Annotated in this window: 24 protein-coding genes and 2 riboswitches; of the genes, 2 read left to right on the forward strand and 22 right to left on the reverse strand. The window is 43.3% G+C overall.

Going from position 1 to position 23,405, the window contains the following annotated elements; genetic code table 11:
* Positions 1-11 precede the first annotated feature (11 nt).
* The 6 genes from MHB37_RS17340 to queF all read right to left on the reverse strand — a co-directional run bounded on the left by MHB37_RS17340 (position 12) and on the right by queF (position 3,850).
* Positions 12-830, reverse strand: a complete 819-nt coding sequence (locus MHB37_RS17340; RefSeq protein ID WP_076184375.1) for a VanW family protein — start codon at positions 828-830, stop codon at positions 12-14.
* A complete protein-coding gene (locus tag MHB37_RS17345; RefSeq protein WP_076190233.1) occupies positions 831-1,352 on the reverse strand; it encodes a cysteine hydrolase family protein in 522 nt (173 codons plus the stop codon).
* A gap of 135 nt (positions 1,353-1,487) precedes the next feature.
* Positions 1,488-2,210, reverse strand: coding sequence for a 7-carboxy-7-deazaguanine synthase QueE (gene queE, locus MHB37_RS17350; RefSeq protein ID WP_339187202.1), 723 nt, complete (start codon positions 2,208-2,210; stop codon positions 1,488-1,490).
* The gene (locus tag MHB37_RS17355; RefSeq protein WP_036687544.1) at positions 2,203-2,685 is read right to left on the reverse strand and encodes a 6-carboxytetrahydropterin synthase; all 483 of its coding nucleotides are present in this window, start codon (positions 2,683-2,685) and stop codon (positions 2,203-2,205) included. The genes queE and MHB37_RS17355 overlap by 8 nt, the downstream gene beginning before the upstream one ends.
* Complete coding sequence (gene queC / locus MHB37_RS17360; protein WP_280753137.1) at positions 2,685-3,347, reverse strand: 7-cyano-7-deazaguanine synthase QueC; 663 nt, start codon at positions 3,345-3,347, stop codon at positions 2,685-2,687. The genes MHB37_RS17355 and queC overlap by 1 nt, the downstream gene beginning before the upstream one ends.
* Positions 3,348-3,376: 29 nt before the next feature.
* Positions 3,377-3,850 carry a preQ(1) synthase gene (queF, locus tag MHB37_RS17365; protein ID WP_036687775.1) on the reverse strand — a complete coding sequence of 158 codons (474 nt, stop codon included), beginning with the start codon at positions 3,848-3,850 and terminating at the stop codon, positions 3,377-3,379.
* A gap of 163 nt (positions 3,851-4,013) precedes the next feature.
* Positions 4,014-4,057, reverse strand: a riboswitch (PreQ1 riboswitch).
* A gap of 313 nt (positions 4,058-4,370) precedes the next feature.
* Here queF and MHB37_RS17370 point away from each other — a divergent pair.
* Positions 4,371-4,706, forward strand: a complete 336-nt coding sequence (locus MHB37_RS17370; protein WP_036687547.1) for a hypothetical protein — start codon at positions 4,371-4,373, stop codon at positions 4,704-4,706.
* A 64-nt stretch (positions 4,707-4,770) separates the two neighbouring features.
* On the opposite strand, the gene murB is transcribed toward MHB37_RS17370, so the two are convergent.
* The 15 genes from murB to MHB37_RS17445 form a co-directional block, all read right to left on the reverse strand.
* Complete coding sequence (gene murB, locus MHB37_RS17375) at positions 4,771-5,682, reverse strand: UDP-N-acetylmuramate dehydrogenase (RefSeq protein ID WP_405168297.1); 912 nt, start codon at positions 5,680-5,682, stop codon at positions 4,771-4,773.
* A 150-nt stretch (positions 5,683-5,832) separates the two neighbouring features.
* On the reverse strand, positions 5,833-6,633 hold the full coding sequence (locus MHB37_RS17380; RefSeq protein WP_036687549.1) for an ABC transporter ATP-binding protein: 801 nt from the start codon (positions 6,631-6,633) through the stop codon (positions 5,833-5,835).
* A 55-nt stretch (positions 6,634-6,688) separates the two neighbouring features.
* Positions 6,689-7,723: an iron ABC transporter permease gene (locus MHB37_RS17385; RefSeq protein ID WP_076184380.1), complete on the reverse strand. Its 1,035-nt coding sequence runs from the start codon at positions 7,721-7,723 to the stop codon at positions 6,689-6,691.
* Positions 7,723-8,778 carry an iron ABC transporter permease gene (locus MHB37_RS17390; RefSeq protein WP_076184381.1) on the reverse strand — a complete coding sequence of 352 codons (1,056 nt, stop codon included), beginning with the start codon at positions 8,776-8,778 and terminating at the stop codon, positions 7,723-7,725. The genes MHB37_RS17385 and MHB37_RS17390 overlap by 1 nt, the downstream gene beginning before the upstream one ends.
* Before the next feature lie 220 nt (positions 8,779-8,998).
* Positions 8,999-10,006, reverse strand: a complete 1,008-nt coding sequence (locus MHB37_RS17395; RefSeq protein WP_081386223.1) for an iron-hydroxamate ABC transporter substrate-binding protein — start codon at positions 10,004-10,006, stop codon at positions 8,999-9,001.
* A gap of 203 nt (positions 10,007-10,209) precedes the next feature.
* On the reverse strand, positions 10,210-12,027 hold the full coding sequence (locus MHB37_RS17400) for an APC family permease (protein WP_076126699.1): 1,818 nt from the start codon (positions 12,025-12,027) through the stop codon (positions 10,210-10,212).
* A 124-nt stretch (positions 12,028-12,151) separates the two neighbouring features.
* Positions 12,152-12,311: riboswitch (cyclic di-AMP (ydaO/yuaA leader) on the reverse strand.
* Positions 12,312-12,505: 194 nt separating this feature from the next.
* Positions 12,506-12,970 carry a disulfide oxidoreductase gene (locus MHB37_RS17405; RefSeq protein ID WP_076126701.1) on the reverse strand — a complete coding sequence of 155 codons (465 nt, stop codon included), beginning with the start codon at positions 12,968-12,970 and terminating at the stop codon, positions 12,506-12,508.
* Entirely contained in the window at positions 12,967-13,719 is a 753-nt protein-coding gene (locus tag MHB37_RS17410; protein WP_081386224.1) for a DsbA family protein, read from the reverse strand. The genes MHB37_RS17405 and MHB37_RS17410 overlap by 4 nt, the downstream gene beginning before the upstream one ends.
* A gap of 161 nt (positions 13,720-13,880) precedes the next feature.
* Positions 13,881-15,197, reverse strand: coding sequence for a hemolysin family protein (locus MHB37_RS17415; RefSeq protein ID WP_036687555.1), 1,317 nt, complete (start codon positions 15,195-15,197; stop codon positions 13,881-13,883).
* Positions 15,198-15,511: 314 nt separating this feature from the next.
* Positions 15,512-15,976 carry a spore coat protein GerQ gene (gerQ, locus tag MHB37_RS17420; RefSeq protein WP_036687556.1) on the reverse strand — a complete coding sequence of 155 codons (465 nt, stop codon included), beginning with the start codon at positions 15,974-15,976 and terminating at the stop codon, positions 15,512-15,514.
* A gap of 144 nt (positions 15,977-16,120) precedes the next feature.
* Positions 16,121-16,552 (reverse strand): cell wall hydrolase, encoded by a 432-nt coding sequence (locus MHB37_RS17425; protein ID WP_076126705.1) that lies wholly within the window; start codon positions 16,550-16,552, stop codon positions 16,121-16,123.
* Between the two features lie 871 nt (positions 16,553-17,423).
* Complete coding sequence (locus MHB37_RS17430) at positions 17,424-17,816, reverse strand: DUF2500 domain-containing protein (protein WP_076190442.1); 393 nt, start codon at positions 17,814-17,816, stop codon at positions 17,424-17,426.
* A gap of 194 nt (positions 17,817-18,010) precedes the next feature.
* On the reverse strand, positions 18,011-18,187 hold the full coding sequence (locus tag MHB37_RS17435; protein WP_169744776.1) for a hypothetical protein: 177 nt from the start codon (positions 18,185-18,187) through the stop codon (positions 18,011-18,013).
* Between the two features lie 223 nt (positions 18,188-18,410).
* Positions 18,411-19,700 (reverse strand): hypothetical protein, encoded by a 1,290-nt coding sequence (locus MHB37_RS17440; protein WP_081386226.1) that lies wholly within the window; start codon positions 19,698-19,700, stop codon positions 18,411-18,413.
* 30 nt (positions 19,701-19,730) lie between these two features.
* Positions 19,731-21,113: an amino acid permease gene (locus MHB37_RS17445; RefSeq protein WP_076302576.1), complete on the reverse strand. Its 1,383-nt coding sequence runs from the start codon at positions 21,111-21,113 to the stop codon at positions 19,731-19,733.
* 172 nt (positions 21,114-21,285) lie between these two features.
* Between MHB37_RS17445 and MHB37_RS17450 the strand changes: the two genes are divergently transcribed.
* On the forward strand, positions 21,286-22,209 hold the full coding sequence (locus MHB37_RS17450; RefSeq protein ID WP_036687562.1) for an L-lactate dehydrogenase: 924 nt from the start codon (positions 21,286-21,288) through the stop codon (positions 22,207-22,209).
* Between the two features lie 191 nt (positions 22,210-22,400).
* Here MHB37_RS17450 and MHB37_RS17455 read toward each other — a convergent pair whose 3' ends face one another.
* Positions 22,401-23,372, reverse strand: a complete 972-nt coding sequence (locus MHB37_RS17455; RefSeq protein ID WP_340010294.1) for a glycoside hydrolase family 113 — start codon at positions 23,370-23,372, stop codon at positions 22,401-22,403.
* Between the last annotated feature and the right edge of the window lie 33 nt (positions 23,373-23,405).

A 23,405-nucleotide genomic window follows, 5' to 3' on the forward strand; every position in this document is an offset into this window, starting at 1 on the left:
GCCCTACCCTCTTATCCATGAAGAAGCGGAGAATACATCATTAGTGCGTAATTATCAGTTACAGCTTCATCTCCAATTAGATCTCCAGAGCGTGTATATACTTTTCGACTGATCTTGTTACTGCGTATATATCCGCCCCAAGGCTCTAGACTAATCCTATGATCACTTTCGTATACTTCATAATCATAAAACGCCTGCTCATTGCATCTCCACTCCCCGTGTAAATGGCTATCGTCCAGCCAGAGCTTTAGTTGATACGTTTGAGCGGTGTTATTTTTTAATTGAAGATCCAAATAGTTATAAGAACAGGTCGCCCCGCTTCCAAAAGGTTGTGTACGTTGTTCATCTGGAAATACATCATAACTGTGACGATGCCGTTCCATAACGGTAAGTGGCGTATGCAGTGCCATCCAATAGATCAGATTAGACAACTGGCATAAGCCTCCTCCAACCCCGGAATGAAAACCACCATAATGCAGCACCATACCCTCCAGATACCCTTTTCGCTTAGTGGGCTTACCAATACTTCTCCAGTAGGAAAAAGTCTCCCCCGGCTGCACAACAAGTCCATCCAGCTTCGCAATTGCCAGCCGTAAGTTAGTTATTTTATTGTATTGAAGCACCATATCTACATTCCGAAGACTTCTTAATAACGGGGTAGCATGAGTCATAGCTGCATAAGTTAAAGTTTCATCCGTACGCTGCTTCGCTATTTTGCTTCGTCCAGTGCACCATTTCAAATATCTTTTCCAAATAAAATATCGTTTGCCAGCAAACAATCTAAGGCGAGAACGCTGAATAGGCTTCATGGCAGCCTGGGGTGTATTCATCTAGAACTGAACCTCGCTTTCAGCTCGTAACTGGGCGAATCTACCTCCAATTATCGCATTATGATGCTTAACGATCTCCCTACTACTCAGAACCCCATTATCAAAGGTGCTATGAGCGTCTGAGACCAGTACACTTTTATATCCCATGCTGTATGCGCGTCTTATCGTCGTATCCAGACAGAATTCACTTTGCATCCCACAGATCACCAGATTCGTAATCCCGAGCTTCTGGAGTTCATCTTGCAGTTCCGTTCGGTGAAAAGCATCCCAAGTAGGCTTCTCAACGATAACTTCGCCTTCCTGCGGTGTGATGCGGTGACTGATCTGCCAAGTGGGTGTACCTTTTGTGTACTCCTCATCTTCGGTATGTTGAATATACACAATAGGAGTACCTGCTAATCGAGCTTTTTGCTGAAGGGAGACAATCCTGTCCATCACACCCTCTTCATCGTACAGCTTTAGATCATAGGAGAACATGGCTTCTTGAACATCGATAATTAATAATGCTGTTGATTGTTCCAAATGAATAACCTCCAAGAGCTTTTTTTAAAATCATACCAGAAACTGGGACAGACTATCTACCTACTAGAAGTTACAACTGTTAAAAATAAAAACCGAGTATCTGTAAGCAGATACCCGGACGATTTCATCAAACATTTATTTGCCACGCTTATTATGCCAGATCAATGCATGCAGCTGTGGAAGTACACGAACCTTGTTCATACCCGAATCCGCGATTACTTTATTAAACAACCACTCCAGCCTTCCCAGAAGTCGAGCAGAAATGTTGCCCTCTTCCGTGACATCATCATTACCAGGCTGCAGAAAGAGCTGCACATTCGGATATCGCTGGTGAACGTTTTTCGCATAATCAAAATCATTATCATCAAACACTACGACCTTCAAGCTATGTGTAGAACGACCCAGTTTCTCCATCTTACTCATGATGTTATCTAGCATTTCCCAATTCGTTGTCATTCCTGAGCTTGGAGGTTTAGGACTGATTGTCAGCACATCCACGTCATTGAACCAATCCTGCCATTTACTCCCCTGAGTTTCTATCGCTGCTTTTATTCCACGCTCATGAAGCAGGTTGATGAAGGTACCCATTCCTTCACCAATCAAGGCAGGATTACCGCCTGAAATCGTAACACAGTCGAAATTATCTCCAGCTAACGCCAATAATTCATTTATGATTTCTTCTGCTTCCATCATGCGAACCTTATTCTTAGCCGTACCATCCCAAGTAAAAGCGGAGTCACACCAGCCGCAGCGATAATCGCAGCCATAGGTACGGACAAACATCGTCTTCACTCCAATTACCGCACCTTCGCCTTGAATAGTTGGACCGAACATTTCAATTACAGGAATCTTACTCACAATCACAGCCTCCATACAAACGGTAGGATGGCCCTTCATCCGGAACATCTTCAGCCAGCACCTCTGCCCAAGAGGTTGGAGTCTCCCATAGCTTTACCGAGTACAAAGGCAACCCTGCTTGCTTAAGCTTATAGGCAATATATGAAGACATATTCTCCACTGTGGTGCGGAAAGACAACAAGGCTACTTTGGATCCCGTATTCGTTAACGTTTCTAACACAGGTTCATTTCCCATAGCAAGAAAAGCGTGATCTAAACGATCTACAAGGCTTTGTTGTACTGTCATTTTGATATCGCTGAAATCAATGACGAAACCTTCATCCGAGTGGCCTTCCGCGGCCATAGGTTTGCCCTTAAGCACTACTTCGAGCTTATAAGTATGTCCGTGCAGATTGCTGCATTTCCCTTTGTGTCCCACTAACTGGTGTGCCGCATCGAACGTAAATATTTTGCAGACTGAAACCTCGTTAAGCATTAAGAACCGGCCTCCATTCTCTCCGCCTCATATTGCTCAAGACCACGCTGACGCAATAGACAGGCTGGACAAGTACCGCAGCCACTGCCAATAATACCGTTGTAACAGGTCAGTGTGTGTTCGCGAACATAATCAAAATACCCCAGTGCATCGGCCATTTTCCACGTTTCTTTTTTATCCAGCCACATTAGGGGAGTGTGGATCGCAAACTCATAGTCCATAGATAAGTTCAGCGTAACATTCAATGATTTCACAAAAACATCACGGCAGTCCGGATAACCGCTAAAGTCCGTTTGGCAAACCCCAGTGACGATATGGGAGTACCCCAGTTGTTTAGCTAATATTGCGGCAAAAGATAAAAACAACAAATTCCGTCCATCGACGAAAGTACTTGGAAGCTCATCTCCTTCACCAGCCACGATATCTATATCCTGACGGGTAAGTGCATTGGGTGCCAGCTGATTGAGCAGCCCCAGATCAAGAATATGCTGTTTTACATTAAACTTAGCTGCTATCTCTGTTGCAACTTCGATTTCAGCCGCATGACGTTGATTATAGTTGAAGGTAACTACCTGCACTTCCTCATACTGCTGCAATGCCCAAACCAGGCAAGTGGTGCTATCTTGTCCGCCGCTGAATACGACGAGTGCTTTTTTGTTCATATGAATCTCTCCTTATCACAAGTTGGAATTTAGCGGTTGTCCACTTTTTCTGGATAGAGGTCGTGATTGATTAAGCGGTGTTCCGCCATCGCCTCATACTTCGTACCCGGTCTTCCATAGTTGCAATAAGGATCAATTGAAATGCCTCCGCGCGGAGTGAACTTGCCCCATACCTCAATGTAACGCGGATCCATCAGAGAGATCAGATCATTCATAATAATGTTGACACAGTCCTCATGAAAATCACCATGGTTGCGGAAGCTAAACAGATACAGCTTTAATGATTTGGATTCCACCATTTTTTGTTCAGGAATATACGAAATATACAGCGTGGCAAAATCCGGCTGACCCGTTACAGGACACAAGCTAGTGAACTCAGGGCAGTTGAATTTAACAAAATAATCACGCCCGGGATGTTTGTTATCAAACACCTCCAGAATGTCTGGATCATAACCAAACTTGTACTGTGTTCCCTGATTACCAAGCAAAGTAACTTCTTGCATTTCCTCTTTCAATCTTCCTTCTGACACGACAAAAAACCCCTCTCTTTTCCTTCGGCCTTGGCCGGTAATGGAAAGAAGAACGAGATTTCGAAAACTTGGCTCCACTAAGAAGAAACGGAAGCAACGTCCGTATAAAGGACAGCAACCGCTTGTACTGTTTAATATATTCTTAGTTTTTTATAGAGGGAGTTCGCGAACCTCTCCTGCACAACTTTAGCGCAGACTTCTTCTTAAAGCATATTGCGTCTTGAACTATACCATGGGTAGCCCGCTCCTGACAAGTTCTACTCTTTACTGTTACCTTATATAGATCAGCAAATAACTCCAGGTTACCGCGGATAGATCTGCGTATGTAGAGTTTATGAAGTTCAAAAACAATGCCAATTTGGTCGTGAATTTCTTTTTTAATCACATGAATTATTCATACAGTTAATTAAGATGTGGCAAAAAAAAGGATTCAAATCCTAAGAAAAGGGTAACTTATTCATAATAATCTTCGAGCTAAGGGTGGGAGCATTTTATGGAACAAAGTATACAGCAGCTTATGGATTGGCTTAACAATCATTTAAATGAAACAATCGCTATTGAAAAGAAAGAACTTCGTGATTTGGATAAAGTTCATTTCAATTTAGAGTCCGTAGATTTCCGGAGTGCAGATGACGTAATTGATGAATATCTTGGAAGTGCACTGATATTAAGAGGTTTCGGCAGCACACTTAACGCCGATGGTGAACTGGTATCCCTGCCACAATCCACTTATGATTTAGCTGTTGAAGGTCTTCAAATCGTAGACTTAGCCGACCGCAAGGCAGAAATAACTACGGACAGAGCTAATTACACCCTTTCAGTAGATTAAACGAACATGATTATGATAAGCAAAAAGAGCCCACAGCGATCTGCGGGCTCTTTTTGCTTATCATTTATTCTTCTCCAATGATCTCCACTTCAGTTTCAAGCTCTACACCGAATTTATCCTTCACAGTCGCTCTTACATGGTGGATTAGCCCGATGTAATCACTGGCTGTTGCATTATCTGCATTCACAATAAATCCCGCATGCTTCTTGGATACCTCAGCACCGCCGATTCTTGTACCCTGTAAGCCGCTCTCTTGAATTAACTGTCCTGCAAAACGGCCTGGAGGCCGCTTAAATACACTCCCACAGGATGGATACTCAAGCGGTTGCTTCGATTCACGTAAATATGTTAGTTCATCCATTTTTGCCTTGATCGTTAAAACATCACCGGAAGTCATAGCAAATTTGGCCTCAAGTACAATATACTCACCGCTTGCGAATACACTTTTTCTGTATCCCCATTGCAGCTCATCTCCTTGCAGAGTTACCAATTGCCCGTTCTTATTTATAGCTAGTGCACTATGCAGGACATCTTTGATCTCACCGCCATAAGCACCTGCGTTCATATAGAGCGCTCCACCAACTGTTCCTGGAATGCCACAGGCGAACTCAAGACCCGTAAGCTCCTTATCAAGCGCATATCTGGAAACATCAATTATTTTGGCACCACATTGCGCATATAAGAGATTGTCGCGAATTCCCATTTCGGTCAGTCCTGCCGTTTGCAGAACGATTCCACGTACCCCTCCATCACGGATAATCACATTGGAGCCATTCCCAAGTACCGTAAGGGTTATCCCATTTTGTTCTGCATATGTAACAATCTTTTGAATTTCATCATAAGTAGCTGGTGCAGCCAAAATATCAGCTTTTCCGCCCATTTTAGTGTACACGTGATCTTTTAAATTCTCATGACTTTTCACTTTTCCTGCAGTCATTAGCTGCTCTAGGCCATCTTGAATTTTGTCAATATTCATGTTTTCATGCTCCTTTAACCATGTATAAATGATGGTCCTTGATCTATTTTAAAGAGTTATTATGAAATTGTAGGCAACCACAACTGTAACAACGAACAGGCTCCCTTGTCAATGACGGGAGCCTGTTCGTTATATGATTTTAGATGATAATTACACAGCTTTATAGGCAGCAAGCTCGTAAGGAAGACACAGTGGCACACCCGTACGTGGATCCGGAACGATATCCGCTTCAATTCCAAACACTTCCCGCAATACATCTGGTGTCATAACCTCAGTAGGTGAGCCTTCGCTAACCACAGTACCGGACTTAATCGCTACCATATGCTGCGCATAACGAGTAGCATGATTCAAATCATGCACGACCATGATAATGGTACGGCCTTCTTCCTCATTCAGCTTTTGCAAAAGCTGAAGAACTTCGAGCTGATGCGCCATATCTAGGAACGTTGTAGGCTCGTCAAGGAATAAAATATCTGTTTCTTGAGCCAACGCCATAGCGATCCAAGCGCGTTGACGTTGTCCACCAGAGAGACGGTCAATAGGGCGATCATGAAAAGATTCCATGCCCGTAACAGAGATGGCGTTGGAGATGATGTTGCGATCCTCTGCGGTCATCGTGCCAAATCCCTTTTGATGAGGGAAACGACCGTAACTGACCAGCTCAGATACCGTCAGACCGTCAGGAGCCGTTGGGTTCTGCGGTAGAATCGCTAGCTGACGAGCAACCTCTTTAGTTGAAAAGTTATGGATCGATTTGCCGTCCAGCATTACGGTGCCACTCTTCGGCTTCATAATCCGGGCCATCGTTTTGAGGATTGTAGATTTACCGGAGCCGTTAGCGCCCACTAGTGCGGTGATTTTTCCCGTAGGGATAGACAAGTTCAAGCCTTTAACTATAGTAGCCTCTGCATACCCAATACTTAATTCTTCTGTATTCAAACGTTCTGACATGATCTACAACTCCCTTAAAAGTTTTATGGAGCTATGCTCCTAAGTATGAACTAATTTACGCTTTAGACTTGGCGAGTAAATATAAAAAGTAAGGTGCGCCAATAATCGCAACCACAATGCCAGTCGGAACTTCCGCAGGTTGCAGCACCCATCTGCCGATGGTATCAGCGGTAATCATAAGAAGCGCCCCTGTCAAAGCACTAGCAGGTAATAACACTTGATGGCGGGGTCCCACGAGCCTGCGAGCCAGGTGTGGTGCTATCAGGCCGACGAAGCCAATACCTCCGCTTACCGCGACGCAGGAGCCGGCAAGCGCTACGGCTGTTACCAGAAGGAGAATACGTTCCTTCTCCACACGCATTCCTAGACCTAATGAAGTGTGGTCCCCTAGATTCAATACATTTAGAACCCGGGCTTTATAGAAGGCGAACGGTAACAGAATCGCGATCCAAGGCAGCAAAGCAAGGACGAATCTCCAATCCCCACCCCATATTTTCCCGGCGATCCAAGTAGCTACAAATTGATAATTATTAGGATCAAGCCTAAGTGCCAATACAAGCTGGCAAGCATTGATTCCTGCAGCGACCGCAATCCCGATAAGGATCAGCCTTGTAGGAGACAGACCATCTGCCTTCCGGTAGGCAAGAATATAGATTAAAGCTGCGGTCAGGCCAGCCCCACCAAGCGCTAAGAGAGGCAAGACAAATACCGGAGCTGCTGTTGTAGCCGGAAAAAACGAGATAAAAATGATTACCGCAAAACCTGCACCAGCACTTATGCCCAGCGTAGCCGGTTCAGCGAGTGCATTACGTGCGAGACTTTGTAGAATACAGCCCGATACTGCAAAGCCCGCTCCAACTAACAATGAAATTACGATGCGGGGTAATCTGAAATCAAATAAAATAAGCTTTTGCTGATGTGTTCCATCACCCATGAGTGTATGTAATACCTCTAGTGGGGATAGACGCATAAACCCTGTATTCATACTGACTATAAACACAACGACGATCAGTATAGCAAGGAGCGCTAACACCGTTAAGGCGCGTGTGCGGCGTTCTTTTTCATCTGGAGTAAGGGTTAATTTGGGCATTACAGCTCCCCCTTCCGCTTACTCGCTAAATAAATAAAGAACGGTACGCCGATGATGGCAATTAAAGCTCCTAGCGGTGTCTCATAAGGTGCATTTATCATTCTTGCGGCAATATCTGCAAAGATAATCAATAAGCTCCCTAGAACTGCCGAGCAAGGGATAATCCAGCGGTAGTCCACTCCAACGAAATAACGTGTAACATGTGGAATAATTAGTCCTATAAAAGCAATCGGGCCAACCGTTGAAACCGCGCTTCCAGCTAAGATAACCACAACAATCATACATGCCAATTGAACTATCCTTGTCCGCTGCCCCAGACCAACCGCTACTTCTCTTCCTAAGCTGAGCAATGTGACGGATCGTGATAACATCATTGCTGCAATTAAGGCTACGGCCACCCAAGGGAATATAATCTTGATCTGAGTCCAGCTAGCTCCACCCATCCCACCAGCTAACCAGAAGGCTATGTCCTGAGATAAGTTGAAAAGAATAGCTACTCCCTGACTAATAGCAACCAATAAAGCACTAACAGCCGAACCTGCTAATGTCAATCGCAAGGGGGTCAGGCCATTAAAAGAAAGCGAACCGATTCCGAATACGATAAAAGAGGCCACAGCGGCACCGATAAAGCAATACAACATTAGTGAAGTGAATGAGAGTGAGGGTGCAAAAGCAAATACTATGGCCAGCGCTACCCCTGCTCCTGCATTCAAGCCTAACAGCCCTGAATCCGCAAGCGGGTTTCTTGTCATCCCCTGCATGATAGCCCCTGCTACTGCGAAGCAAGCACCGACTAAGGCGCCAGCAATAGCACGTGGAAATCGCAGTTCTCTAATTACCTGATGTTTTTGTAAATCTGGATTGAAATGAAATATAGCTTCCCATACCGTAGCTAACTTGATATCTGCTGCACCTACTGAGACCGAAAGTGCCAATCCGAAGGCAATGGCAGCAAGTCCAAAAATAAGAATACCAATGGCAGCTGCCGGTCGGGTATGTAGAGCTTTTTTGGGTTCATTTTTAATACGATTTGCGAAATCTGAGGGTGAAACCATGAGTCGTCTCCTTATTCAATAGTTACAATGGTTTATATGATAACAACAATCATTCTCATTATCGCAAAAATATTTATGTTGTACAATTGCAGGAACGATTTTTCCGTACTATGGGATTGGTTTATAAAAAAATGGTGCAGATCTTTGTATCCCGAGATACTTGATCTGCACGCCCTTCCCCACCGAAATGATCAGTCTCATTCATGGTGAATTACGACTTTTATTTCACAAGACTTTTTAGCACATCGTCAATGATTTTGCTGCCAGCGTTCGCCCCACTGTAAAGCCAGCTGCTTGTTGAGCTCATTTCATGCACATTTCCAGCTTTTACAGCTGGGATGCCCTTCCAGATTGCACTATCTAGGATCTCCGAACCCTCAGTCTTATCACTATTTACAAGGAAAATATGATCTGCGGTCAGCTCAGAAAGCTTCTCTAGTGAGATCGGATTCCAAGTTGCTCTTGTTCCTACTGGGATCTCTGTTACTAAGTTAGGCAGCGTTACGGCAAGGTCTGTATATAATACAGCTCCACTGCTGCGGGTTTCGTCTACAATATAGAAGTTTTTTTGCACCAACCATAAAATAGCCGCGGACTCTTGTCCAATAGCTCCTGCAAGCTGTTCTTTCGCAGCCGCTGCTTTAACATCATAATCTTTAATGGCTTTTTCTGCTTCAGGGGTTTTGTTCAAAATCTCACCCATCTTGAGCAACGATTTGCGCCAATCTTGATTTAGTTCATCCCCAATTACATAAGTGGGTGCAATCTTATTCAACTGATCGTAAATCCCGTTCTGAACAGAAGACTCCGATGGGATGATAATAAGATCCGGAGCAAAGCTGGTTACAGCCTCTAACGGAAGGTCGTAACTAATTGTAGGAACATCCTTCAATTCAGTGGCCAGATAATCCTGAACGCCATTTGTAACTGACCATTGAGCTACTGGAGTTACACCCAGAGTTACCAAAGAGTCTTCCAAATATGAACCCAGAACGCGCTGTGGATTAGCCGGAATCGTTACTTTATGACCCATTGCATCTGTTAACGTCTTAGGTGCAGCAGGTGCCTCTGTAGATTCTGCTGTAGGCGCTGTTGTAGGCGCTGTTCCTGCATTTGATGAGCTTTCAGCATTATTATTACCACAAGCGGAAAGTATTAGCGTCATCACTATTAGTCCGCTCATCGTCACTTTCATGCTTCCTGATCTTTTTCTGTTAAGCCAAAACATTAAAAACCCTCCTATATGTAACTGCTTTGATATTCAAAGGTGACCTTTACCTCTGCTTCACTTTTAAATGATATTGATTCTCATTCTCTGTGTCAACATATAAATTTCAAATTCTGTGGATTTGCAACAATTTTCTTCATATAAAATACAAAAGAGGTTATATTCCGAACGTTCCGGATATAACCTCATCTTTAATCTTCTACTTATTTATTTAAATGATACGGGACAGTCGCTACTACAACGTCCTTTTGATTCATTAGATACGAGCGGATTAAAAAGCTGGTCTGATTATGAAGCACGGCTTGCCACCAATGTTTGGTAATAAACTGTGGAATCAGAATCGTGATGTGATCCGTCGCAGCGGTCTTCCACTCTACCGTATCGATAAACTTCACTAACGGACGAATGATACTACGATATCTGGAACGAAGTACAATCAGGCGTACACCTGGATTCCATTCCTCCCACCGTTGCTCCATCTTATGAATGTCTTCTTCATCAAAGCCTACATACACAGCAACAACATTATCTGTTAGAGACTTCGCATAGCTGATGGAATGTAATACAGCACGTGTAACCCCTGCAACAGGAACAACTACAGTACTTCCTTTAATTACAGGTTTATCCGTAGCCGGACATATACGCAGTTGATCCGCAGTGTTCAAATAGTGCTTATGAATACGGTGGAACACGAACATTACAGCAGGTAAGAAAATGAATGCCATCCATACGCTCGAGAATTTAGTAATGATAAATATAAGCGTAATCGTCAATGTAGTCAGCATACCGATGGTATTTACTACAAATCTTTTCACCCATCCAGCGGGTCTTGTTTTGATCCAATGCACCATCATCCCCAGTTGGGATAAGGTAAAAGGAATGAACACGCCTACCGCATATAGTGGAATCAAACCTTCCGTATTCCCATGGAATGCAGTCACAAGTATGATAGACATAACTCCTAGAAAAATAATGCCGTTTGAGAAGCCAAGGCGGTCACCACGGACCATAAATGCATGTGGCAGATATTTATCTTTTGCAAACATAAAGGCAAGCAGCGGAAACGCTGAATATGCTGTATTAGCTGCCAAGAACAAAATCACTGCTGTAATCCCTTGAATGAAAAAGTACAATCCGCCACGGCCAAAGGTCGATTCAGCGATCTGAGAGACAACCGTAGCCTTTTCATCTGGCACAATCCCATACCAATACGCCAGCACAGTGATTCCGGTAAACATAAAGCCAAGGATAAGTCCCATGATCATTAGCGTCTTGGCTGCATTCTTCTCAGCGGGTGCTTTAAAGTTTGGGATCGCATTAGATACGGCCTCAACCCCCGTTAGGGCTGAACAACCAGAGCTAAACGCTTTTAATAGTAGAAACAAACTTACATTAGATACGGCGCTGCCTATTTCAGGAACATTCGCATGCGCGCCACCCATTGCATATTTAACGATACCGGAGATAATCAGAACAACAATCGAAACCACAAACAAATACACTGGAATTGCGATAAATGAAGCCGATTCAGTCACTCCGCGAAGATTAATGATTGTTAATAAAACGATAACAGATACAGCGATGAGAACAGTATGATTATGAAGACTTGGAAAAGCCGATGTGATCGCATCCGTCCCTGCCGAGGCACTAACCGCTACGGTAAGAATGTAATCCACCAATAATGAACCCCCAGCGAGCAGCCCTGTCGGAATACCAAGATTACTCTTGGCTACGATATAAGCTCCGCCTCCTTGCGGATAAGCAAAAATCGTCTGCCGATAGGATAAAATCAGGATGGCCAGCAGGCCCAATACGGCTAATGCAATTGGCAGGGAATACCAGATGGCAGTAAACCCGGCAGCCACTAGTACAATCAGAATTTGTTCCGTTCCGTAGGCTACAGACGAGAGCGCATCAGAAGACAGAACAGCCAGTGCTTTAACCTTGGATAACTTTTCATGATCGAGTTCATTCGACTTCATCGGACGTCCGATCAATAGTCGTTTTACCTTGCTTACCATGGTGGATACAGTTCCTTTCTTTGGGAGCTGAAACGGAATTTCCGTGCGCTGTTTTCATCGGTGGATTTCATAAATGCAGACACAAAAATAAGCATACGGAAATGATCCGCATGCTTATGCATGGTCATTTTCCCACCTTGCTTACGAGGTTAGCTGGCGGATTCGGGCTGTGGTTATAGCCCTACGGTAGAGGTCTGTTCGACCCGGTTCCGATTCACCCCATTGGCATGAATGCCAAGTTTGGTTCCCCCGTTTTTCCTAAGAAAATTCAGCGCATATTCAACTTCTCACAAGGTCTAATATTAGTCTACAAAGTGCCTACAGTAAAGCGTTGAAAAAAATGAAAAAAGAATGAAAAAACATCCAATAAGCTCAAATATAGCGTCTTATTGGATGCTCTCTTTCATTATCTTCAATTATCCCTCTAGCCCGTGATTTTAATACCTTTTCAGCTTTTTTGTACCTTCCAAAGTAAAAACTAAAATCCTAAGCTCTCCTCAGCATCTACTTCAATCACTTCTTCTTCCCTACGTCCATACCAAAGAAGGAGACTTATTAGAGCAAACGCTATTAAAGCTAACAAAGGAATCGTTATAAATCCGAAGTAGTTCAAGTAATCTTTATTACAAGGAACACCAACTGTACAAGGTAGAACTTTACTTAACGCTGGAATCTTCTGTTCCGCATAATGATAGATTGAGATACTGCCACCAATCAAACTTAATGGAAGCACATAAGGAATGATGCGCTTATCTCCACGGAAAGTGGCAATTCCCAACAAAAATAACTGCGGATACATAAAAATCCGCTGAAACCAGCAAAGCTTACAAGGTTCATACTTCAAGACTTCACTTAAATACAAGCTACCAGCTACAGCAACCAAAGAGACGAACCAGGCCAGATAGAGGCAGTTACGCTTGCAAAAAGATAGGAATTTTGTCACTTTGCCTCCACTGCTTTTGCGGCGGTGTTAATTTCAGATGTAATCGCTTCAATATCGAAAGGTTCAGCCGTTTTCACTCCATTAATGTAGAGCGAAGGCGTAGTTGTCACGCCTGCGTCAGTTGCCAACTGAATGTCTTTCTTCAGCTCATCTGCATAAGTTTTCTCTTGGATGTCTTTACGCAACAGATCGTAATCGATCGCTAATTTCTCTTTTTCAGCAAGGCTTACCAAGAAATCCTCAGTGGCCCATTCCACACTCTCATCCCCTTGCTGCGCATACACAGCATCATAGAACTTCCAGAATTCATCCTTATTCTGATGGTATACAGACAATGCAGCTAGTGAAGCTGTCTCAGAGTCAGGACCAACGAAAGCCATATTTACAAAGTAAAGAGCTGCTTTTCCCTCGTTGACAAAATCTTGAACAATTTTCGGTTTCATGGAGCCAGCAAATTGGGAACAAGCTGGACATTTGAAATCACCAAATTCAACAAGCTTAACAGGTGCATCCTCATTACCAATCCTAGGTAGCTCACTATAATTGAATTCTACCGGTTCTCCTGTAGAGACATTCTTTGCTGCATCTTTCGAAGCTAACATAAACAATCCAACAAAAATGATAACTACTACAGCTATTGAACTAATAACTAAAATTCTCGTTTTCTGCTTCTGTTGCTCCTGTTCTACCCGTCGTTTCTCTTGTTTGCTCAACTGGGGAACATTTGGACTTTTTTTAGGTTTACTCAAGGAGAATTCCTTTCTGTCCTCTAGGGACTAATGTAGTTTTTATCATATACATTTAAAATTATATAATTATTAATCTCTTTTTGGCAAACAGTATGGTCAAAAAAAACAGCGTAACTCCAAAAGGAGAAACGCTGCTCTTATTTTAAAAATATATAATTCCATTAAGCTCCAGCTTCTTCATTCAATAACTGTAACCGCAATAGCTTAATTCGAGAAATTCGCTTATTCTCAGTCTCTTCTACAATAAATAGATGATCATCAAATTCTACGGATTGCCCTTTTTGAGGTGGATTAACCTCCAATTTAGAATACAGCCAGCCGCCTATCGTATCGTAATCCTCAGTCTCCATATGAAGACCTAAAAGATCATTAATCTCTTCAATAAGCATCAAACCGTCAATGGAGTGTTCATCCTCGCCAAGCTTCTCAACACCGGGACGTTCCTCATCAAATTCATCCTGAATTTCTCCAACAATTTCCTCCATGATATCTTCCAGTGTCACCATTCCTGAAGTACCCCCATACTCATCGATCAATATGGCGATTTGTGTCTTCGCACGCTGCATAACTTTCAGCAAAGCACTAATCTGAATGGATTCCGGCACGGTCAATATTGGACGAATTAATTTCTGATAACTTTGTGGACGATCCTTAATTAAGTCCTTTATATGGATGAAGCCTAAAATATGATCCTTATCACCGTCACAGACGGGATAACGTGTCCTCATGCCATCATAGGCAATCTCAAGGTTCTCCTCAGCAGAAACATGATTATTCAGACAGATCATCTCTGTCCGCGGAATCATGATCTCCCGAGCCATGGTATCCACAAATTCAAAAATATTGTCAACTAACGCCATTTCAGTATTATCTATAAAGCCGCTTTTGTTACTTTCCTGCATGATAATACGAATTTCTTCTTCCGTATGCGCCGTTCCCAGCTCTGAAGCCGGGGCTAATCGGAAAATTTGCAGTAAACCACGCGCCAGCCCATTAACGATCCATATCACTGGATACATGATTTTGTAAAATACATTCATCGGTCCTGCTGTTAGTAAAAGGACAGATTCAGCCTTGTTAACAGCAATGGTCTTAGGTGCAAGCTCACCTAATACGATATGCAAGATAGTAATGAACATAAGAGCAATAACCAAAGATACAACATTAACAGCAGTTTCTCCTAAACCTATGCTTCCTAATAAAGGCCCGATAAGATTAGCTATAGCTGGTTGACCCAGCCACCCTAATGCAAGCGAAGCCAATGTAATGCCGAGCTGACAGGCTGAGAGATAGCCATCCAGGTTGCTGACAATGCTTTTTGCATTAAAAGCTTTTTTACTACCTTCTTCAATCAGGGTATCAATTCTACCACTTCGTACTTTCACCATTGCATATTCGACTGAAACAAAAAATCCGTTTAACAATACCAACAAAATAATAAGACCAACATGTAATATACCGGGTAAAGGGTCGCTCAATTTATACTCCTATCCACCATTTTCCGTACATGGATGGATAGGCCCACCTCCTTCGTTTTTTCAGAGTATTGGCAAAATGCTTGCCGTTTGTCCCTTTCAGTATCAATTTCCCAATGGTTTCATCTCCAGTCTAGAATCACGTTTTTGAATATATACTTTATTATATTAATATATTGGGGCAAACCGCAAGCATGCGTGTCCTTTTGAAAAAAAATGGGCGATGATTATCAAGATTGTTCCATAAATTCATCACAAATAAAAAGAACTCCTAACCGTTTGGCGTTGGAGTTCTTCTCATCGAAGATGGGTTAAATTTAGCGACAATTTCTCATCGTTGGAGGATTGCCAATTACACCTGGGTATTGGTAAGTAAGGGGCTCATCGAAGGTAGCATAATCAAAATAAATCATAAGTAAGACGGTGCGTTGGCCGGTCGCAGGGTCACTGATAATAATGTGGTCACGGCCTGCCGCTTCCAGCACACCCTTGTAAACTTTGGCATTCCAGTCTTTATTGTTCTCATAAGTAAAATAAAACGTACCTACTTTTCCTAAATTCAGGCGGAAAATATTCTCAATGTAGGATTGTTCGAACGTTTGTGGTGGATTCTGAACTACTACTCCCCCTGGAGTCATTGGACTGCCACTGCTTACTTGGGGTGGCATGCTGCCCATGCCTTGCATTCCAGATGACATCGGCATTCCGGAAGACATTGGCATACCTGAAGAAGAGACACTACCGATGGTATAAGTTACGGGGCGGTAAGGTTGAACGATCATTTACTGAAACCTCCTAAATGTTTATCAGAGCATAAGCTCCTTTGGACACTACTGAAACTTACATTTGGACACAATTGAAATCAAACTAACTTTCTGTGAGAATTACTCATTTTATTGAGTAATTCTCTTTGCACAGTTACCATGCTAATTGCCGATAAATACAGTCGGGCAATCTTCTCCGGTCGGAGTAAAGAAGCAATGGGCTTTAAAGCGGCCTGTGTTTTGTTGGTTATACCAGGTTGCAGGACAATCACCTGCGGGTCTGAAGAACCACAAAGCATTGGTAGCTGGCCAGGTTCTTTCACCAGCAATTACACGTTTAGCTAGACGGATATCTGCTTCTCTGGCTCGCTGGTAGAAGTATCCCTTCTGCGGCGCTTCGAAACCTCCAGGACTTTGATAGACCATATCATTCACATTCCGAATGTTATTAAAGTCCAAGCAATTGCCAAGAATCCGGTTGACGCCAACATTGCCGACCATGAGCATGCCGAGATCTCCATCTTCCTCAGCTTCCGCTCTCATCAACCGCGCCAGCACCTTCACATCTTCCGAGTTCGTTTTGATGACGGCCACGCTGTCTCCTCCTTGGGGTCACTTCTTGTAGCAACCTCGTTCTTAACTGCATGCTGTATAGTATGTGCATTCGCCTAAGAGGTGACAGTTCCCGCCTATTTTTTAGAGTAGGGATCTTTCCTTTTAACCACTCAGCAAATCCCCATTATCTACACTCTAAGCTGCGTATGTCCATATGCTGTGTATGTCCAATTACATTTGCGCACAGCGTCGGTGTCGGGGTCGGTGGCAGCATCAGAGTTGACGTCGGGGTTAGCTCAGTGCCAGCATCAGAGTCGACATCAGTGTTAGAGTCGAATCGGTGCTGGAATTGGTGTCTGTGTTAGCAACAATTATCAACGTCAGCTTCGATGTTCTTGTTAACGACAGCTTTAGCATCAGAGTCGACGTCGGTGGTAGCGTCGAACGGTGCTGGAATCGGGCTCGGTGTTAGCAACAATGTCCACGTTAGATCAATTTCCTTGTTAGCAACTGCGTCAACGTCAGCACCCGCTCAGAAGGCGCTATCGGACACAGCTGACCTTATTCGCGATATTAATCCACTTTTCGGATTCTAACGGACCCCAAAGCCCCTATTGGCCCGCAAAGCACCGATTATAAGCCTCTTTCTAATGAATAGCTGCATTGGAGTCCGAAACTAGGCTCAAAAGACTGTGAATTTGCAAATAACGTCATCTGGGTCCGCAAGGTGAGAGGGTAATGAAGATCTGACACTTAATAGATGATCGCACCTACAGTTAGCTTTGAGAGCTACGGGATCAGTTAGCTTTGAGAGCTACAGGATCAATGAGCTTGAATGGTACATAACCAAAACGCAAAACAGCGATCCACCATGAGCATGAGGATCGCTGTTTTGATTTAATACATATGACTACTCCGCAGTTGAGTATTGTGCCTGTCGTTGGAATCCATGATATCTGGTTCCTTGATAAGTAAGCATTCCTCTATCGCCTTCAGCACTCAAGCCATATTCATGGCCATCTACTTTAAATTCCATGCGACTACCGCCCTCCAGCTCGTACGTTAAATAGTAAGTTGTACTAGTACGAGTTGAGCCATTCTCTTCCTGAAGCTGCTGCTGTCGTACTTCAGTCCGTTTGCTAACGATATGCGCAGGGATTGTTAGTATGGGGGAGCCATTGTTCCTGCCCCATTGAAGCAAGCCCCTGCCTGCTGATATAGCAAGAATACCAATCATAACAACGATAAAGATCGGCATCACCGTTCCGGCAAAATCAAACATCCATGAAAGATCCGGGCCCATTCCCATGACAGTTTCCCCCTTCTTCCTCTTGTTATTCAGCCTAATTGCTGCGTTCTGGGTACTTCTGTACATGTATATGCCTCATCTAGTCCAGAAAGCATTAAATAAGTGAGACTAGATGCAAAAAAGACCACTTCGTTTTCTTAGAAATCAAGAATTCGAGTGGTCTCTATACAGAGTTTTCAGTTATTAAATTAAGCATGAACTAGGTCTAGCAATTTCTTAGTTTCGTCCGTCTGATCGTCTAACATTCCATTCTCAGCCCAGCAAGCTCTGCATTGTTCTTCAGTTTCACAAAGATGAGCGTCATCACAGTTGTAGCAAAGTTGCAAAAGGTTTCTTGTCATATAATCTGTTTCGAATGTTTTCATTGTAATCTCTCCTATTCGATGTCTGAGTTTGTGAAAATTTGAACTTGTTTTCTATGTGTTAAATATATCACAGGATTCTTTAAATGTCATGTGATTTTTTTCACATTTATAAAGAAAATTTTAAATAAGTTTTTTCCTTATATTCAATCATTCACAAACAACAATAAACCCCCACTCTGCTAACAACAAAAGAACCTACCATCAGGCAGGTTCTTATTCCTTATTACATTACACGCCAGCTGATACCACCATTCGTAGTCTGTAACAGTATCGAGCGCTTGTCCTCTTTTTTCTCAATCAAAAGCCACCCCACCTCAGTGGAAAAAAACTGCAGCTTTACAATCTCCGGATATTCCAAAAGCTTAGATCGCAGTACACTGCTCTCTTTAAGCGGTAACCAGGTCGCTCCTTGATCAATCGTATGGTAAAGGGTGTCGCCGAGTATGGTCCAACCGATCTGTGAATTCAAAAAAGTCGGAGCAATTAGACGATTAACACCAGCTTGTGCGTTCAATCCAAAGGAAGCGAATTTCCAATTAGCGCCGCCGTTAGCTGTAAAATATCCATGGTAAGTGATCGTTTTTTCTTTATCCTTTTGACAGCCAACAGACATCCAACCAGTAGACTTAGTAGCATCGAAGAACTCCGGTTTGCCAGTAATTACTCGGTCACAATCTTCTAAACGTTCGTTAACTAGAAAAGCTGGCCCGAGACTCCAGCTCTTACCGCCATCTTTTGTCATAAAGATTTTGGGAAGAGCACCTGTCTGTAGTGTCACAAATCCATGTGTACTATTGCGAAAAATCATTCCAGTGGTGACCCCGGCAAACGGTATCGAATCATTTGGGAAATTCGGATTGTATTGCTCATTCTGCATCACTTCTTCCCAAGTGGCCCCACCGTCTGTCGTTGAAAAAAGTGCCTTGTTCTCTTTATTGGAAGAAGCGTTCCATGAGGTCATCAGCCAACCCTTTCTGGGTGAGTTGAAATATACAGAGGATACTGTATTCACATCTCCTAAAGATGAGATTTTCCAGCTTTGGCCACCATCTGTGGTTCGCAGCACAATCGTTTCTGTCGAGCCAAAAGCACTTCTTATAATCCAACCATGAGATGGATCCGTGAAGAAAATCCCCTTCCCATACACAGGATTGGAGAGGAACTGCACATTTGGTGCTGGTGAAATATTAGCCCAAGTTGCTCCGTTATCCCGGGTCAAGTACAACCGGAGTTCGTTTTTGGTAACCCCCCAGGCCAGACCCTCACTTTCACTAAGCAGCTGAAAATCTGTAAGACGAGTCTGAATTTGATATTTCGGAGCGCTATCATTGTCAATATGATTGGCGTCTGGAGTAATCAGGGTTATCGTCTGACCTTCTTCAGGTGCCTCTGTCGGCTGGGGCTGCTGAGTAGGTTCCGGGGGAGGAGATGAACAAGCCGTGACCACCCACGCTAACAAAATCAGCATCAATATTAATCTTATTCCCTTCAATCCAGCAATCTTAGATGCCAATAACCTCTCTCCTCTCGGATGGATTGAATCTTATTTATGATTCAAATTACTATTACGATAGCCATATAGTGCATAGATTAGAAGTCCAACAACTGTCCAAATTAGAAAACCAATCCAAGTCTCACTTCCTAGATTATACATCAAAATACCACAAGTTGCCGCACTTAACAGCGGAATGAAAGGTACCCAAGGAACTCTGAACCCTCTTTTTAAATCCGGATGAATATATCTAAGCGCGATTACCCCTAAAGACACTACAAAAAAGGCAAACAATGTTCCTATGCTTGTCAGATTTGCCAACCGGTCCAGTGGGATGAAACCCGTTAACACAGCTATTAAGATACCTACCATCCATGTGCTTCGTACAGGTACCTGTGTTTTAGCATTAATCTTAGATAAACTTATGGGCAGCAGGCCATCACGTGAGATGGCAAATAACAGCCGAGTTTGACCGAATAACATCACGAGCAGTACCGTAGTCATTCCCGCAATGGCTCCAACAGAGATCAGACCGGCAATCATATCCTGATTTACAAAGCGAAGCGCATAAGATACAGGATCACTAACATTGAGATCAGTATATGGAACAATACCCGTTAATACGAGTGAGACAAGAACGTACAAGACAGTACAGATAGCAAGGGATGAAATAATTCCAATCGGCAAATCGCGTTGGGGTCTTTTCACCTCTTCAGCAGCGGTTGCTAGCGCATCAAAACCTATGTAGGCAAAAAACACTGTGGCCGCGCCATTGATCACGCCATGGTACCCAAAAGGGAGAAACGGAGTCCAGTTCTCTGGCTTCACATAGAAAAATCCTGTTACGATAAATAGAAGCACCACTGCTATTTTGATAAAAACCATGATTGCGTTAAAGCGTGCCGTTTCTTTGGTTCCCCGAGTCAGTAAATAGGAAATTAACAAAATGATGATTACTGCAGGCAGATTTATTATTGTACCCGCTTGTGCATTATAAGCCCCCGATAGTGCGGTTGGAAGATGTATCCCAAAGCCCTCTAATAACCCCTGAAAATACCCTGACCAACCGCTGCTTACAGCCGCTGCGGCAACTCCGTATTCCAAGACAAGATCCCAGCCTAAGATCCAAGCTAATAGTTCTCCAAAGGCTACATAACTATAAGCATAAGCACTCCCGGAAACAGGAATGGTCGAAGCAAATTCCGAATAACATAATGCCGAGAGCACACAGGCAAACGCCGCTAGTAAAAAAGAAATTATAAGACCAGGACCTGCATGTTCTGCTGCGGCAACTCCTGTCATTACAAAAATACCTGTGCCGATAATGGCTCCTACCCCAAGCATTGTTAGATCCAGGGCACCCAACGTCTTGTTTAACTGCGTCCCCTCAGAACTTGTGGGTATGTGTAGAGCCTTTTTACGAAATAAATCCATCCTTACATTCTCTCCTGTCTAGTCTTGCTAAGATAATGAAATAAAAATCACATTTTAGTATGGCCTTAATTAGGGTAATGCATTAAATAAGATCAGCTTGAAAACACTACCGTTAACGATTATGATGGACAAGATTGAAACCAAAAATTTGAAATATTAAGGAGATGGAGACATGGCCCCCCCAAAACCCAATCGGGTCGTAGTTATCGGTACTGGAGCAGTTGGTACAACTACAGCCTATACATTATTGTTACGTAGACGTATGCCCGAACTCGTACTTATTGACGTTAATCATCAGAAAGCACTTGGCGAAGCACTGGATATGAATCACGGCATGCCTTTTGTCGGTGGTGTGAAGTTATGGGCTGGTACTTATGAAGACTGCCGTGAAGCAGATATCATTATAGTCACTGCCGGTGCATCACAAAAACCGGGAGAAACCCGGATAGATCTGCTTCGTAAAAATATTTCGATTTTTAAAGATATCATTGAAAAAATTACAAAGTATAACCAACATGCCATTCTACTTATTGCAACTAACCCTGTAGATATTCTGTCTTACGCGACTTTGAAAATAAGTGGGTTTGACCGCAGACGTGTAATTGGTTCTGGTACGGTACTTGATAGTGCTCGTTTTCGTTATTTGATCGGTCTTCACAAAGAAATCGATCCTCGCAGTATTCACGGACAGATCATCGGTGAACATGGAGATTCAGAGCTTCCGGTTTGGAGTCTTGCGAATGTAGCTGGGATTGATCTTGGTTTTGACGAAGCAGAACGCGAAGAAATCTTCCAAGATACCAAGAATGCAGCCTATGAAATTATTGATGCCAAAGGCTCAACCTCTTATGCAATAGCTCTTGCACTGGACCGAATTGTAGTCTCCATTCTTCATAATGAAGGCGCCGTGTTGAATGTTTCTACTTTATTAAACAACTATAACGGGGTTTCGGATGTCTATCTCGGTGCACCTTGCGTAGTAGACCGCTCGGGTGTTCGGCAGGTACTGGACCTCCCACTCAATGAAACCGAACAGGCTTTATTCCAGAAATCCGCTGAGAAGCTAAAAGCAGAAATAGCTAAGCTAGAATTGTAAGCGTATATGGCTGGAAACAGCCTTTTTTGAATACAAAAGACACAAGAAACCGTCCTTTTTATGCGTGGAGCGTTGCCTCCACTATGAAAAGGACGGTTTTTAATATAACACGAATTAACTTAGCCTGCCAATGACAAAAAGATCCTATAGCAGATCAGGCTCACCTGAAATTCCGGATCTTTTTTATCAATTTATTTAGTGATAGGTTGCTTGTAATATTCTTTGAGAACTTGTTCGGCTTTTTTGCCATAAATATCAAAACCACGGTCAATGGAAGCCTCTTCCAAGGCATATAATTTCGTGCTCCAGTCCCACCAGAAGTAACCGGCAAACCAAGGTTCATTCCAGAATGCTTCCAGCGCTGACCGATAGAAGTTGGCTTGTTCATCTTCTGAATACGGTAAGTCTGTGTATGTAAAGTCCCATGGCATGGTGGCACATCCATGCGCACTTCGGCATCCAATCTCGATGAATACGAGAGGCTTGCCAAATCGCTCAGAAAGTGACTTAAGCCGCGGTTTCTGCCGCTCCCAACCTGCCAGCATATTCTCATAAGAATCTCCCGGCACGGAAGCTACCGGATAATAAGCGCTGGTTCCGATAAAATCCACCTCATCCAGCCACTCGATTCCTTCTTCTTTGCCATGATTAGCATTATAAATGATCGGCCCTGTATAAAGATTGGTGACCTCTTGAATCAATTGTCTCCATTCCGCAGTTCTAGACTCTGTGCCTACCATTTCGCAGCCGATACAGAACATCTCACATTCAAGCTCTTCCGCCAACTCTGCATAGTGTTTAATGAAATTTGTATAAGAACGGAACCATGCTGCCCAATAAATCTCTCCCTCTTCCGGAAATCCAATCCTAGCTCTCCAAATGCCATCCCTCGAATTCACAACAGGTTTAAGACAAACTTTAAGACCAAGCTGTTTTGCCTGTTGTACCGCATGTGCGAGATCACGATCTGTCACCGTGTAACCGTAATCATAATGAATTTCTGTTGAATGCACTGTGTCTTGCCATGTCCAAAAAGATAAGGCGATCCATTCACTTCCTGTCTCCGCCAGCTTTCTCATCGAATCTTCTGCATATTCTGTACGGTATTCACCTCGTTTTGATCCCCAGCCATAAGTCATCCCTTTTAGAAATACATCCTTCACGATTAGGACCTCCTATAAAAAACTCTTAATAAC

The sequence above is a fragment of the Paenibacillus sp. FSL H3-0286 genome (assembly GCF_045040705.1).
In the GTDB taxonomy this organism is placed as follows: Bacteria; Bacillota; Bacilli; order Paenibacillales; family Paenibacillaceae; genus Paenibacillus_AQ; species Paenibacillus_AQ odorifer.

What these genes read in the sequence shown, in the direction of transcription:
- MHB37_RS17370 (WP_036687547.1), top strand. Translation starts at nt 4,371, where the DNA reads ATGGAACAAAGTATACAGCAGCTTATGGATTGGCTTAACAATCATTTA.
- MHB37_RS17430 (WP_076190442.1), bottom strand. Translation starts at nt 17,816, where the DNA reads ATGGGCCCGGATCTTTCATGGATGTTTGATTTTGCCGGAACGGTGATG.
- MHB37_RS17355 (WP_036687544.1), bottom strand. Translation starts at nt 2,685, where the DNA reads ATGCTTAACGAGGTTTCAGTCTGCAAAATATTTACGTTCGATGCGGCA.
- gerQ (WP_036687556.1), bottom strand. Translation starts at nt 15,976, where the DNA reads ATGATCGTTCAACCTTACCGCCCCGTAACTTATACCATCGGTAGTGTC.
- MHB37_RS17390 (WP_076184381.1), bottom strand. Translation starts at nt 8,778, where the DNA reads ATGGTTTCACCCTCAGATTTCGCAAATCGTATTAAAAATGAACCCAAA.
- MHB37_RS17380 (WP_036687549.1), bottom strand. Translation starts at nt 6,633, where the DNA reads ATGTCAGAACGTTTGAATACAGAAGAATTAAGTATTGGGTATGCAGAG.
- MHB37_RS17450 (WP_036687562.1), top strand. Translation starts at nt 21,286, where the DNA reads ATGGCCCCCCCAAAACCCAATCGGGTCGTAGTTATCGGTACTGGAGCA.
- MHB37_RS17385 (WP_076184380.1), bottom strand. Translation starts at nt 7,723, where the DNA reads ATGCCCAAATTAACCCTTACTCCAGATGAAAAAGAACGCCGCACACGC.
- MHB37_RS17395 (WP_081386223.1), bottom strand. Translation starts at nt 10,006, where the DNA reads ATGTTTTGGCTTAACAGAAAAAGATCAGGAAGCATGAAAGTGACGATG.
- queF (WP_036687775.1), bottom strand. Translation starts at nt 3,850, where the DNA reads ATGCAAGAAGTTACTTTGCTTGGTAATCAGGGAACACAGTACAAGTTT.
- MHB37_RS17340 (WP_076184375.1), bottom strand. Translation starts at nt 830, where the DNA reads ATGAATACACCCCAGGCTGCCATGAAGCCTATTCAGCGTTCTCGCCTT.
- queC (WP_280753137.1), bottom strand. Translation starts at nt 3,347, where the DNA reads ATGAACAAAAAAGCACTCGTCGTATTCAGCGGCGGACAAGATAGCACC.
- MHB37_RS17435 (WP_169744776.1), bottom strand. Translation starts at nt 18,187, where the DNA reads ATGAAAACATTCGAAACAGATTATATGACAAGAAACCTTTTGCAACTT.
- MHB37_RS17445 (WP_076302576.1), bottom strand. Translation starts at nt 21,113, where the DNA reads ATGGATTTATTTCGTAAAAAGGCTCTACACATACCCACAAGTTCTGAG.
- murB (WP_405168297.1), bottom strand. Translation starts at nt 5,682, where the DNA reads ATGAATATTGACAAAATTCAAGATGGCCTAGAGCAGCTAATGACTGCA.
- MHB37_RS17400 (WP_076126699.1), bottom strand. Translation starts at nt 12,027, where the DNA reads ATGGTAAGCAAGGTAAAACGACTATTGATCGGACGTCCGATGAAGTCG.